Origin of the sequence: Pseudomonas sp. UYEF17 (genome assembly GCF_040546125.1) — a bacterium.
Classification (GTDB): domain Bacteria; phylum Pseudomonadota; class Gammaproteobacteria; order Pseudomonadales; family Pseudomonadaceae; genus Aquipseudomonas; species Aquipseudomonas putida_Z.
This window is the reverse complement of the sequence record NZ_JBEPNE010000030.1, coordinates 1-13,364: the sequence shown is the minus strand read 5'-3', so window position 1 is coordinate 13,364 and position 13,364 is coordinate 1. Positions and strand designations below refer to the sequence as shown.

Genomic DNA, 13,364 nt, shown 5'->3' with positions numbered 1-13,364 from the left:
GATGCGCCACGAATTCAGCGAAGTGCTCAACGACCTGGTCGACTACTTTCTGCTCGGCGATATCCAGCTGCTCGAGCGCTTCAAGCAACAACATGAATTGCCCGACGACCTGGCCCATGCGTTCACCCACGGCGACAGCGGCGACCAGGCCGTGCGCGAAGGGATCGTGCTGCCATTGGCCGGGGTCGATAACCTGCCCTACCGCATCCTGTTCACCCTGGACAACCACACCCCTGCCCTGCGCGAACCCGGCAGCCGCCTCAAGCACCGCCGCAATGGCTATGTGCTGCAGGTCGAGCACGGTGCGCTGATGCTGTACACCTGGCGCATCCTGCAGCACTTCACGCCCAAGACACTGGGTGACCTGATGGCGCGCTACCAGGTGCCGGGGCGGCCGATCATCGAGCTGGACAATGGCTGGTATGACGTGGAGGTGCTGGCGGGTGCGCTGGTGCGGGACGGGCTGTACGAGCCGGCGTTCGAGTTCGTGTTGAAGAAGCGCTGGAGCCGGGGCGAGGCTGCCGGGGTGGATACCGGGTATGCCTTTGGCTTGCGTGGCTATTTCGACTGATAGGTTGACTGTGCCGCCCTCTTCGCGGGTGAACCCGCTCCCACAGGGCACAGTGGTATCCCTGTGGGAGCGGGCAAGCCCGCGAAGAGGCCGGTACAGGCTGCCTCAACCTTCAAGTGTGGTTGATATCGCGATCCTTGGTCTCCGGCAGGAAGAAGATCCCCAGCACCGCCGTCATCACCGCAATCACGATCGGGTACCACAAGCCGTAATAGATATCCCCGGTCGCCGCCACCATGGCAAACGCCACGGTCGGCAGGAAGCCGCCGAACCAGCCGTTGCCGATGTGGTAAGGCAGCGACATCGAGGTGTAGCGGATACGCGCCGGGAACAGCTCCACCAGCCAGGCCGCGATCGGCCCGTAGACCATGGTCACGTAGATCACCAGAATGGTCAGCAGCAACAGCACCATCGGGTAGTGGATCTTCGCCGGGTCGGCCTTTTCCGGGTAGCCGGCTTCCTTCAACGCTCCGCTCAAGGTCGCGGTAAAGGCGTCGCTCTGTGCCTTGAAGTCCGCTGCCGCCAGGCCACTGCCATCAAAGCTTGGCAGCACCCGTTCACCAATGCGGATCTGCGCCACGTTGCCAGGCTCGGCCGCTTCGTTGGTATAGGGGATGGCCCGCTTGGCCAGCAGGCTCTTGGCGATATCGCACGAGCTGGTGAATTTGGCCTTGCCCACCGGGTCGAACTGGAACGCGCACTGGGCAGGGTCTGCCATCACCACTACCGGGTTCTGCTCCTGGGCGACGAACACGTCCGGGTTACCGTACTGGGTCAGTGCCTTGAAGATCGGGAAGTAGGTCAGCGCGGCGATGATGCAACCGGCCATGATGATTTTCTTGCGGCCGATGCGGTCGGACAGGCTGCCGAAGAAAATGAAGAACGGTGTGCCGATCAGCAGCGAACCGGCAATCAGCAGGTTGGCGGTCTGCGGCTCGATCTTGAGCATCTGCAACAGGAAGAACAGCGCATAGAACTGCCCGGTGTACCACACCACGGCCTGGCCGGCGGTACCGCCGAGCAGCGACATGATCACCACCTTGAGGTTGTCCCAGCGGGCGAACGATTCGGTCAGTGGCGCCTTGGACGCCTTGCCCTCGGCCTTCATCTTCATGAACACCGGCGACTCGTTGAGCTGCATGCGGATGTACACCGAAATCGCCAGCAGCAATATCGACAGCAGGAACGGCACCCGCCACCCCCAGGCCTCGAATACCTCGTTACCCATGGCCGTGCGGCAGGCCATGATCACCAGCAGCGAGAGGAACAGCCCCAGGGTGGCCGTGGTCTGGATCCAGGCGGTGAAGAAACCGCGCCGGCCCTTGGGTGCATGCTCGGCCACGTAGGTGGCCGCGCCGCCGTACTCGCCACCCAATGCCAGGCCCTGCAGCAGGCGCAGGCTGATGAGGATGATCGGCGCGGCCACGCCGATCGTGGCATAGCTGGGTAGCAGGCCCACCACAGCGGTGGACAGGCCCATGATGACGATGGTGATGAGGAAGGTGTACTTGCGCCCGATCATGTCACCCAGGCGGCCGAACACGATGGCGCCGAATGGCCGCACGGCAAAGCCGGCGGCAAAGGCCAGCAAGGCGAAGATGAACGAGGTGGTTTCATTGACCCCGGCAAAGAAGTGCTTGGCGATGATCGCCGCCAGGGAGCCGTACAGGTAGAAGTCGTACCATTCGAATACCGTGCCCAGGGATGAGGCGAAGATGACCTTGCGCTCCTCCCGGGTGATACCGCGTTGGGGCGCGCTGCCCGTGGATGTGGTGTCGAGAACCGCCATGGGGTGCCTCCGTCTTGTCGTCAGGCAGGCCGGGGGCACCTCATATCATTTTCACCATCGCACCCAGGCCCTGGGGGGCTTGCTTTGGATATGCGAAGCACGACGAGGCAGGCCGCCTCGGATCGCAGCAAGGTAACTGAAGCATAATAGGCTTTGCCGGGATATCCACTTGAGCCTTGCGCGATCCGTGTAGGAGCGGCCTTGTGTCGCGAATGGGGTGCGAAGCAGCCCCAGGATTTCAGCGTACCTGCACAGATTGTCGGGGCTGCTTTGCAGCCCTTTCGCGACACAAGGCCGCTCCTACAGGGACCGCGTCAGCCTGGGGAGAAAGATCAGCGCAAGAACTGCAGGACTTCCGCCAGTACCCGCTCGGCCTGCTCCCGATGCGGCACATGGCCACAACCTTGCAGCAGGCGCGCAAGCTGCCGGGGTGGGCGTCGGAGCGGCCAAAGCCCAGGCGATCGTAGGCGATTACCCGGTGCCCGGTGGTTTGCGCAAGCTGCGCCGGGAACTCGCGCCACAAGGCAACGCAACCCAGCGAATCGTGCAGCAGGACGATCGGCGCGCCCTGCGCCTGCAGCGGCGCCCATTCCTGGGCGAAGAGCTTGCCTTGGGCGGTGTCGATCCAGTGCTCGCGGGTGTGCAGGTTGCTCATGGAGCCTCCGTTGCCGGTACAGGCCCTTTCAGCTCGACCTGGTTGCCATCGGGGTCGTAGCAGTACAGCGACAGCCCCTCGCCTTCGGCGCCATAGCGTTTTTCGGCAGGTTCGACTTCAACCCCCGCAGCTTGCAGGTAGGCCGTAAGTGCAGCCTCGTCGAACGGCTCGATGCGCAGGCAGAAATGGTGCAGGTTGCGCCCCTCGGTCCCCGGCGCCGCCCCACCAGGCTTACCCAGGGGACCGTCCAGGGTCACCAGGTCGATCATCGCCGTGCCCGTGGCCAGGTGGACCATTCCCAGGTCTTCGCGCACGCGGCTGACCGAGCAGCCGAGCAGTTGGGTGTAGAAAGCGACGCTGCGCTCCAGGTCGCTGACCCGCAGGACGAGGTGGTCGATGTGCTTGATGACGAATGGTCGCATGCCAAGGCTCCTTGTGGCCGCTGGATTCCTGTGGGAGCGGGCGTGCCCGCGAATCAGGCGCTGCGGTGAATGGCACGGGCTTCGCCCGCTCTCATGGAACTGCACATAACGCATTGAATTAGCAGGGACCCTGTGGGAGCGGCTTTAGCCGCGAACACCGGCGCAGCCGGTGCCATGCACCGCGTTGGATTCTTCGCGGCTAAAGCCGCTCCCACAGGGTACGAGGATCGCTTGCGAATTCAGTTATCTGCGCGACAGCGCAGCCCAAAGAGCTGGACAACCTCCCACAAGGGATCACGCAAGCCCGATGAGATTCACCACCATAGCCCACGTGCGCATGGCATGACCATATCCAGTTACTCGTTTACCAACCGTTGCAGCACACCCCCTTCATGGCGGGCGAGGATGCGCAGCAGTTGATCGACCAGCGCCCGGTCCGGCGCATCCAGGTGGAAGTGGTGCCCGCCCGGATGCCAGGAGATCTTCGCCTGGCTGGGCAAGGCCGCCTGGCGCCGGGTAAAGGCTTCACCAGTGAATGCCCCCTGGCGGCCGAACAGCAGGTACAACGGGCAACGGATCTGGCTGAGCAAGTCGCAGGCTTCGCGCTCGGTCAGCGGCATGGGTTCGGGCAGCACCAGGCGTGGGTCGTGGCGCCAGCAATAGCCCTCGCCCAGTTGCAGCAGGTCACGCAGCGCCAGCAGCCGTGCCGCCTCTTCCGACAGCCCGGTATCCAGGCGCTCGCGGCGTCGTGCCAGGGCCGTGTCCAGGTCCTCGAAACGGCCGACGTCCGGCTCGGCAAAACCCTGCAACTGGCTGCGCTGCACCATGCGCTTGAGCCGGTAGGCCCGGGCCAGGTGCTGCACGCGGTCGTCCTCGGCCACCGTGAACGGTGCGCCCATGCCGTCGAGGAAGGTCATGCTGGCAATACCGCTGGTCATGGCCGCCAGCAGCGACGCCACCCCGGTGCCCATGCCATGGGCCAGCACATGGAATTGTGCCAGGCCCAGGCTGTCGGCGACCGCCAGCATGTCCTCGGCATGTTCCCACAGGTAGTAGCCACTGTCGTGGCGGCGATGGTCCGAGCGGCCGTGGCCGACCAGGTCGGGGGCGACCACGAAGCAGCCGTCGAGCATCGGGGCCAGGCGCTCGAACGAGGCGGCGTTGTCCAGCCAGCCATGCAGGGCCAGCACCGGGATGCCGTCCTCCGCCCCCCAGGTGCGTACCGCTATTTCAATACCGTCGAGGTCCAGCAGGTGATCCTTGGGACTGCACAGCGAATGCATCGTAGTTCTCCCTGATAGAGCGCCGGCCCATGGCCAGGCATCACATGACGCTGGCCCATATCCCACACGCCGGCGTCATCCACACGACATGCCTACCCCATGCCTTGCTCCACCATCTCCCAACAGCCCTGCCCGCGCTGCTCCCCTACCGACGCTGTCGTGCACAGGACCGACCTGCGCATTCAACTAAATACCACCGCATGCCGAGGCGAAACCTGTCGACTGGCGCCTCCATTGACCACGGAGTATTTAGCATGACCAGCACACCCGTGCCTTTCCATCAGGCCCAGATTGTCCGTAACCTGCCTACCTGGTGCCGAACGATGCACCCCGACCATACCCGCCGCATCGTGCAGAGCGTGCGCAAGGACTACCTCGACGAAAACGGCTCGCCTTACGCCTGGTACGCTGCAGCCAGCAATGAAGACCAGGCGCGTTTACGACAGCTGATCAGCGCCCGAAATGCCGGGTTCAAAGCGCTGCAAGCCTTGCTCGATGACTTCAGGCAGATCAGCGAATTCTGCAAGCCTTTGCTGGAGGGCCGGTTGGGCCCGGATGTCGAAGTGGACAAAGCCCAGTACCTGCACCAGCCGTTCAAGGTGTACACCATGCTGGAAAATGTCCCAGGCCTCGATTTTTCACTCGGCGGTGACGATACGTACATCAAGCGCCCCGAAGGGCCGCCACAGAAGCGCTCGCTGCTGGAGGCCGCACTGCACAATTTCGAAGGGCCCGACGAAGTGGGCCCGTTCGACACCCTGACCCTTGGCCCGGACAACGTCGCCTCACTTCCCGGGCTCGAGCCCGAAGCGTTCGTGGACCTTTGCCGAAGCCTGAACCTGGGCCAGCAGTATCAAGACCACCTGCAGGGCATTTATGAAGGCCCCAGAAAGGCCGCGATCGAACAGCAGTGGATCGATGCAAGCCAGCAGGCACTGAAAACCGAGGCAATGATCGCCTACCTCAAGGGCCTGTTGACGCTCAAAGGCCACAATGCTCTGGTACAGCTATGCGACAACGAAAGCACGCCGCGTTACGGCGAACACAAGCTTCGCTGCTGGCGCTTCAGCCTGTTCGGCATCCCGCTTCATGGCGTACTGCTGATAGGCCCCGATGAAGCCGACCAGACCAACCCCTGCATGCTCTACATTCCCCACGATTCCGAACACCCGGTGAGGGAGTTCGCTTCCTTGCAAAAAGCCGGCTCACTCATGCGTCAACGCCTGGTGCAAACCACGTTTCGCCAGCACTTGATCAGCTTCGCTGACCAGGACAACCAGGTCGAGCTCAGCCGCAAGCTCGAAAATGCCTTGTTCGAGCACGACGCCTCCACACGCAAACCCAAGAACAAGCCTGAGCTGCACTTCAAACGAACGCGCCTGGCCTTTCCTATCTGGCAGGTGCTTTACAGAGACCACAAGCGCCGCGTCAAGGCAACTGCCAGAGCAATTGCAGTACCGACCGCCGATGCCGACGCCAAGGCACGCAAGGAACGGCTGCAGCACTGGCTGGACGCAGGCATGAACGTACTGAACGTGGCCGCCTTCTTCGTGCCTGGGCTGGATGCCGCGATGCTTGGGGTATTTGCCTACGACCTCATGGATTCGGTGTTCACCGGGTTCGAAGCCTGGGAAGAAGGCGATACCCAGGAAGCGCTGCAACAACTCGAGTCGCTGGCCATCAATGCCGCCGTGATTGCCGGTTTCGCCGTCGGCAGCAAAGCGCTCAAGGCATCGGGGTTCGTCGATGCGCTGGAAAGTGTCTGGAAAGGTGGCCGCGAACGGCTTTGGCACCCAGACATGGGCCCTTACAGCACTTCGAGCTCGTTGCCGGTGGGTGTGCAGAAAAATGCCCAAGGGCTGTACATCATCGATGGCAAAACCCACGTTTGGCTTCAAGGCAAACTGTATGAGGTATTCGAAACCGACGGACAGTGGCATGTGCGCCACCCGGACGCCCCCGATGCCTACACTCCGGCCTTGCGCTACCTCGGCGACCAGCGTTGGCAGTTGGCCCACGACAACCCGCTCGAATGGGATGATGCACAGCTGCTCGAGGGGCTGGGCCGGTTCGGCCAGGGGCTGGATGCATCGGAGCAACTTGCCGCCTTGCGCATTACCGAAGTCGACGCAGACACCTTGCGTCGCAGCCAGGTCACCGGCTCGCGGCCGCCGGCTCTGCTGGCCGATACCTTGCTGCGCCTGCGACTGGCTGACGACGTGGAGGGCATCATCACCCGGGTACGTCATGGCCAGCCTTTGGCTGCGCATATGAACTTCGCGCTGCCGGAACTGGTACAGCTGCCTGGCTGGCCCGCGAACTACAGGCTGAAGGTCTTCACCGGTGCCGAAAAATGGGGGGAAGCAGTGTACTTCGGTGCACAGCCAAAAGCCGACACGCTGCAGATCGAGATCGGCCGCGGGGAGCTTGACGAAGGCGAACTGAGCAAGGTTGTCCTGGCGGGGATGGATGAAGATGTCATACAGCAGCTGCTACCCGATACGCCAGCAGAGCAGCGCCCGGGCGCCCTGAACGAGCTACTGGCCGACCACCTGACAGCACGTCGTCGCGAAGTCTTCGCGAGCATGCTGGAAAGCCATCGCGCACCGCTTGGCGACGAAGCACAGACCTTGGGCCGTCAGTTCCCCGGCTTGCCTGACAATGCCCTGGAAGAACTCGTCGCGCATGCCGACAGCACCGAACGCGAACGCCTGAAGAACGGGCGCGTGCCCTTGCGCGTGGCTGAAGAAGCCCGCTACCTGCAAGCCCGTACCCGCCTCGATCGTGCCTTGACCGGCCTGTACCGAGCAGACCTGGCCAATGCCGACAGCCAACTGCTGCGCGATGCATTGGTAGCCGAACAGCCGCAGGCGAGTGAAGCCGAGCTGTTCGCCAGCGCCGTCGCCGACCGATCGGGCTGCGCCGTGCTGCTTGGCCAGCAATCAATCAAGCCAGGCTTTCGCTCGCCCATGCGCCTGGCACATGGGCAAATTGGTTACCCGCTCAGTGGTCGAGGAGCAGCAGCAATCAGCACATCCGCCGCGGCACGTCGGCTCAATCGACTTTTCCCTTCTCTGAATAGCAAACAGATCACCGCCCTGAGCGACGAATTGAGCCGGACCGGTGACCTGGGCTCGGCAATTCGGCAACTGGAGACGGAGTGGCAAACTCTGGATAGCAATCTGGAAGGTTGGTACAAGAGCGCCCCCGACATCTTCAGGCGCCAGGATCGAGAAAAATGCGCCAAACGCCTCAAAGATGCCTGGCGGCGGGAGGGTTCAGCCAAACTGGGCACGCTCGTTCTGGAGAAGATACAAATATCCGAGCTGCCAGCGATCACAGCGAGCCTGCCCTACATCCGTGAACTCAAGCTGAACGATCTGCAACTGCAACGACTGGACAGGGCGTTCCTGTCATGCTTCCCCAACCTGCAAGTGCTGAGAGTGACCAACATCGCGACAATCAACCCGCAAGCGTTGTTCGAAGCGCTCGAATCGGTGCCCAAGCTGCAAACACTGGACCTGACCAACAATACCGTTGTTACCCTCTCACCCACCGCACAACGAGTGCTGGCAGCGATGCCAGGCTTGCGCGAACTGAACCTGACCGGCAACAACCTTACATTGGATCAAGCGACATTGGCTTTCCTCTGCGATCAGCCGCTTAATATCCTGAAGCTGAGTCGAAATCGCATCACGCTTGATGAAAACCTCGCCACACGCTTCCAGGACATGATCCATCCGCAGCAACTGGACCTGAGCTTCAACTCGCTGCAACACGCGCCTGATGTGCGCTACATGGCGCGGCTGCAGCACCTGGATCTGGACAGAACTCAGCTGCATGCCTTTCCCCCTGGCCTGAGCACCCTGATGAACCAGCGACAGTACCAGTTACGTTACCTGAACCTCTCGTCCAACCACATTCCCAATGTTCCGGACCTGGTAAACATCCTGCGCAGTCCGTATGTGCGGGACGTCGCAGCGCGCGTGCGCGATCGCCGTTGGCTTTTCAACTACAACAATCTGGAAGCCGAGCCGGCCAGGCAACTGCGCGCAAGAGGCGTCAACATCTTCGAGCACCCGCCCGAAAGGCAGGAGTGGCAACGGCTCTGGCGCGATTCCGCAACCGATCATCAGGTACAGGTGTGGTCCGACCTGTTCGATCAGAACGACAATGGCGACCTGCAAGCGGTGTTGGAGCGTCTGACCGACTCGGTGGAAGCGCGAAGGGATCTGCGAAGCCTGCGTGCCCGAGTGTGGGAACTGTTGGAGCAGGCCCACGGGGACACGGTGTTGCGCGAGCGTTTGAACGAGGTGGCGCAAATCTTCCCGCCCACTTGCGGTGACGCTGGCGCCGATGCGTTCAGCGCCCTGGAAGTGGAGTTGCTGATCCACCAGGTATCTGGGGAAGCACAGGACACGGCAAAGCCGATACTCGACCTTTATCGCAAGCTGTACCGTCGCGAGAAAGTCAACGAACTGGCCGATCGCATCAGCCTGCAACGCGGTTTGCGCAAGCGGGCGCTGCAGGAACATGCTGGTCAGTTACCGGACCGTGACGTACTGGATGTCGCGGCGGCGTTCCCCGATGCGGACCTGACCACAGGCCTGGTCGACGATATTGAAGTCCGCCTGGCATTGCGCCAGTCGTTGAGCGAAGACCTCGATTTTCCAGAACCCAGCAGCGGCATGCTCTATAGGGACCTCGCCAAGATCAACCAGCAGATCATCGACAACGTGCGCGATGCCGTGATCGAACTCGATGCCGACAACACTGCCCGACAACTGTGGATAAGCGAACGGCCGGTCTGGGTTGATTACCTCAAGCGCAAATATGCCAGTCAGTTCGAGGCCATTACCGACTTCTGGCGCCCTGGCCTCGATTACCTCTTTTATTGCCTGGATGAAAGCCAGGAGGCGATCACGCACCTGGACAAGTCGATAATACGGGCATTGGCCCCGGAAATGCCTGCCCTTGCGCTGGACGAAAACGGCACGCTGCGTCGGGTTCCGCTCAGTGGGAAAGCGTATTTCAAGGCTATGGAAGCCTTGACCAAGGCACAGGAGGAGGTGGAAGCCGGGCTGTTGCTGAGCCTTACCCGGCAAGAAGACATCCTCGATGTCTGAAAGCTGATCAATGACCACGCAGGTCTTCGAAGAAGGCCTGCCGCCCATCCACCTGGCTCGACGCACGCGGCGCTGCCGCCGCCTCTGCGTTGGCCGCCTCCACATGCCAATAGCAGTGCCTGACCGCGCGGGTTACCGCCACGTAGGCCAGGCGCTGCACCTCTTCCTTCTGCGCGGTATCGAACGGCTGGGCATCACCGGCCTTGCCCAGCCCGGCCTGGCGATACACCTGGTTCTTGTAGGGCGAACTGGTCAGGTACTGGCAGTCGCCCAGCATGAACACTGCATCGGCCTGCAAGCCCTTGGCACTGTGGTAGGTCAACTGGCGCAGCCGGCGCTGCTCGGCCGGCAACGCCGCCTCGGCGTTCAGCACGCCCTGCAGGTGCTCGTTCATCAGCGCCCTGTCGCTGCCCTTGCGGTACAGCATCATCACCGTCTCGCCACGCTGGTAGTGCTCGATCAGGGTTTCACCCAGGGCTGCCTCGTCACGGTCGAACACCTTGACCGGCGAGCCGGGCAACTCGGCCGCCGGGCCACTGGCCCTGGCTTTCTTGCCGGCAATCGCCGGGGTGCCCTTGACCAGATACTCGGCCGCGTCGATCACCTGCTGCTGGCAACGGTAGTTGTCGACCAGCATCACCCGGGTGTTGGCCGGCGACGGGAAGGCCTTGGTGAATTCCATGAAGTACTTGGGCGAACTGCCACGCCAGCCGTAGATCGACTGCCAGTCGTCGCCCACGCACAGCAGCGACGAATGTTGGGCATGGCGCCCGGTGTGCATCGCCGGGCCGCGACGACGGATCTCGGCGAGGCTGGCGCGCAGCCAGCTGACGATCTGCGGTGACACATCCTGGAATTCGTCGATCATCAGGTGCGCCAGCGGCCGCAGTAACGGGTCGGGCAGCAGTTGCAGGTTTTCCGGGTTGTTCTCGCCGAACAGGGCGAACATGCGGTTGTAGCTCATCACCGGCGGCGACTGGTCCAGCAGGTGGGCCTCCAGGGCCTTCCAGTACAGGGCCAGGGCCTCGAAGAACAGCGCATCGCTGTCGCCGGACGGGAAGCTCATCGCCGCCACGGCAGTGTTCACTTCCAGGCCGAGGTTCTCGATGAAGTTCGCCGCACCGACAAAGGCATCGAGCAGCGGCGCCGGGGCCAGTTCGCCCTTGACCTTGTATTCGAAGCCGGGGCCGGCCACGGCATCACCGGCCAGCGAGGCTGCCAGGCGCCGGGCCATGGCGTAGTTGTCGAGCCAGATCAGCGGCTGGTCGCAGAAGGCCTGCAACAGGGTGCGCTTGACCGCCCACTCGGCGCGCACTGCCAGCTTGGCGCCGGGGCGCTGGTACTGCGCGCTTTCCGCCGGGTCGAAGCCCAGCACGAGCAAAGGCCCCTGGCCAGCCAGACGGCCATGCACATGGAAGCGGCTGCCACGGATCTGGATGGTTTCGCGGCAGGGTTCGATGCCTTTGATCGGCCAGGCGCCGGCGGCGAACCACAGGTCTTCGATCACGTCGCACAGCTCTTCGTCGCGCTGGGCAGCCAGCTGGGTTACCTGGGCGCGCTTCTGCACATCGGGGTTGTTCGGGTCCAGCGGCTTCAGCTGAAGGACTTCGCTGCGCAACAGGCCGACCAGCTCGGCAAAACGCGGGCTCTCGCCCAGCAGCGTGCTGTAGCACTGGTTCAATTGCTGGCGCTGGGCATCGTTCAGGCGCAGGTCGAACGGGTTGCTCTCGGCCTCGGCCTCACGCCCGGCCGGCATCTCGTTGCCCAGCGTTTCGAACGCGCGCACCTGGCCAAAGCCCGGCAGGCTGCGCACCAGCGGCAGGATGCGCGAATGGAACGTGCGCACCAGCTCGCGAGCCTGCAGCGGTTGCAGGTTAATCTGCCACAGAGCGAACACCTGCAGCAGGCGCTTGATGAAGTCCTTGCGCGACTCGCGGGTGAAGGTGACCACGGTCATCGCATCCAGCTCGTAGCCCAGGTAGTGGCGCAACAGCAGGATGCGCAGCACCAGCGAGGTGGACTTGCCCGCCCCGGCCCCTGCCACCACGCAGGTGGACGGTGTGTCGCTGAATATCAGCTTCCATTGCGCGGCACTGGGTTGCGCCTCGGCTGGCAGGCGCTGGGCGACATCGGCCTTGAAGCGCTTTTTCAGCTCGGCAGTCAGGGGCAGGCGCCAGTCATCGAACAGGTTGTCATCCCGGCCTGGCACCGCCGCGGTGTCGGGCCGGGTATCGCGGATCACCAGCACCTGGCGCCCGGCCTCGTAACCTTCCACCCGCCCGCGCTCGAACCCTTCACGCACGCCATCGGCATGGCCACTGCGCTGGCCGCTGGCGTGGCCGAGGAACCAGGAGTCGCGGTGCTGGGCCTGCAGGCGGGTCAGGCCACGCCCCAGCAGGCGGGCCGCCAGGCGGCGAAACCAGGGCAGCTGGGCAGGAGGGGTAAGGTCGGCGGGGGCCTGGGGTTGCTCGTGGGCCACGGTCACTCCGTTGAAAAACAAAATCAGCGGGCATGTTCGCCGCATCGACAAAAAATCGCCAGCGAATGCTTGCAGATCAGTGGATTAGGCGATGAAGCGGATAAAACACTCCATCGCAATCAATCTATTTTACTGATTCTTTTAAGCCGATATTTACGCTTATTTTCGATGCTTCTTTGACGCATCATGGCCTCATTCCACTGATTCAAGGAGCACGACCATGCTGCAACTGCGACCGTTCGAAAGCCTCGGCCACGCCAACCACGGCTGGCTCGACGCCCACCATCATTTCTCGTTTGCCGAGTACTACGACCCGGCGCGCATGCACTGGGGCAACCTGCGGGTGTGGAACGACGACCTGATCGCTGCCGGCAGCGGCTTCCCGCCGCACCCGCACCGCGACATGGAAATCATCACCTATGTGCGTGAAGGCGCGATCAGCCACCAGGACAGCCTGGGTAACAAAGGCCGTACCGAAGCCGGGGACGTGCAGGTGATGAGCGCCGGTACCGGCATCGTGCACAGCGAGTACAACCTGGAAGACGTCGACACGCGTATTTTCCAGATCTGGATCGTGCCGGAGCGCACTGGCGAAGCACCGCAGTGGGGTAGCCGGCCGTTCCCCAAAGGTGAGCGTGGCGAAGGCTTCGTGACCCTGGCCAGCGGCCGTGCGGGCGATGAGGACAGCCTGCAGATCCGCACCGATGCGCGTCTGGTAGCTGCCACCCTGCGGGCCGGCGAAACTGCCGAGTACCGCTTCGATGCCGCACGCCGGGGTTACCTGGTGCCGGCCAAGGGGCTGGTGGAGGTCAACGGGCTGCGTGCCAAGGCGCGCGATGGCGTGGCGATCGAGCAGGAGGAGGTGCTGCGGGTAACCGCCATCGAGGACAGCGAGATCGTGCTGGTGGATGTGGCCTGAGGCTTTCGCCTTGCGACGCGATCTTTGTAGGAGCGGCCTTGTGTCGCGATCGGGCTGCGCAGCAGCCCCTCGATTTCAGCTGCGCAGCACATATTGCCGGGGCCGCTTTGCGGCCCTTTC

At 63.0% G+C, this 13,364-nt stretch carries 7 protein-coding genes and 1 pseudogene; 3 read left to right on the top strand and 5 right to left on the bottom strand.

Annotated elements, in window-relative coordinates:
* Position 1: 1 nt before the first annotated feature.
* Positions 2 to 571, top strand: a complete 570-nt coding sequence (locus ABIB24_RS25845) for a hypothetical protein (protein ID WP_023662794.1) — start codon at positions 2 to 4, stop codon at positions 569 to 571.
* Positions 572 to 683: 112 nt separating this feature from the next.
* Here ABIB24_RS25845 and ABIB24_RS25840 read toward each other — a convergent pair whose 3' ends face one another.
* The 4 genes and pseudogenes from ABIB24_RS25840 to ABIB24_RS25825 all read right to left on the bottom strand — a co-directional run bounded on the left by ABIB24_RS25840 (position 684) and on the right by ABIB24_RS25825 (position 4,720).
* Entirely contained in the window at positions 684 to 2,360 is a 1,677-nt protein-coding gene (locus ABIB24_RS25840) for an MFS transporter (RefSeq protein ID WP_274079502.1), read from the bottom strand.
* 418 nt (positions 2,361 to 2,778) lie between these two features.
* A pseudogene (locus tag ABIB24_RS25835) lies at positions 2,779 to 3,015 on the bottom strand (alpha/beta fold hydrolase); the annotation flags it as partial.
* The gene (locus ABIB24_RS25830) at positions 3,012 to 3,437 is read right to left on the bottom strand and encodes a VOC family protein (protein ID WP_354317574.1); all 426 of its coding nucleotides are present in this window, start codon (positions 3,435 to 3,437) and stop codon (positions 3,012 to 3,014) included. The gene ABIB24_RS25830 and the pseudogene ABIB24_RS25835, both read right to left, overlap by 4 nt.
* Before the next feature lie 356 nt (positions 3,438 to 3,793).
* Positions 3,794 to 4,720, bottom strand: coding sequence for an alpha/beta fold hydrolase (locus ABIB24_RS25825; RefSeq protein ID WP_274120263.1), 927 nt, complete (start codon positions 4,718 to 4,720; stop codon positions 3,794 to 3,796).
* A gap of 254 nt (positions 4,721 to 4,974) precedes the next feature.
* On the opposite strand from ABIB24_RS25825, the gene ABIB24_RS25820 reads away from it, so the two are divergent.
* A complete protein-coding gene (locus tag ABIB24_RS25820; protein WP_354317572.1) occupies positions 4,975 to 9,846 on the top strand; it encodes an NEL-type E3 ubiquitin ligase domain-containing protein in 4,872 nt (1,623 codons plus the stop codon).
* Positions 9,847 to 9,853: 7 nt separating this feature from the next.
* On the opposite strand, the gene ABIB24_RS25815 is transcribed toward ABIB24_RS25820, so the two are convergent.
* The gene (locus ABIB24_RS25815; protein WP_274079504.1) at positions 9,854 to 12,370 is read right to left on the bottom strand and encodes a UvrD-helicase domain-containing protein; all 2,517 of its coding nucleotides are present in this window, start codon (positions 12,368 to 12,370) and stop codon (positions 9,854 to 9,856) included.
* A 175-nt stretch (positions 12,371 to 12,545) separates the two neighbouring features.
* Between ABIB24_RS25815 and ABIB24_RS25810 the strand changes: the two genes are divergently transcribed.
* The gene (locus tag ABIB24_RS25810) at positions 12,546 to 13,244 is read left to right on the top strand and encodes a pirin family protein (RefSeq protein WP_047934682.1); all 699 of its coding nucleotides are present in this window, start codon (positions 12,546 to 12,548) and stop codon (positions 13,242 to 13,244) included.
* Positions 13,245 to 13,364 lie beyond the last annotated feature (120 nt).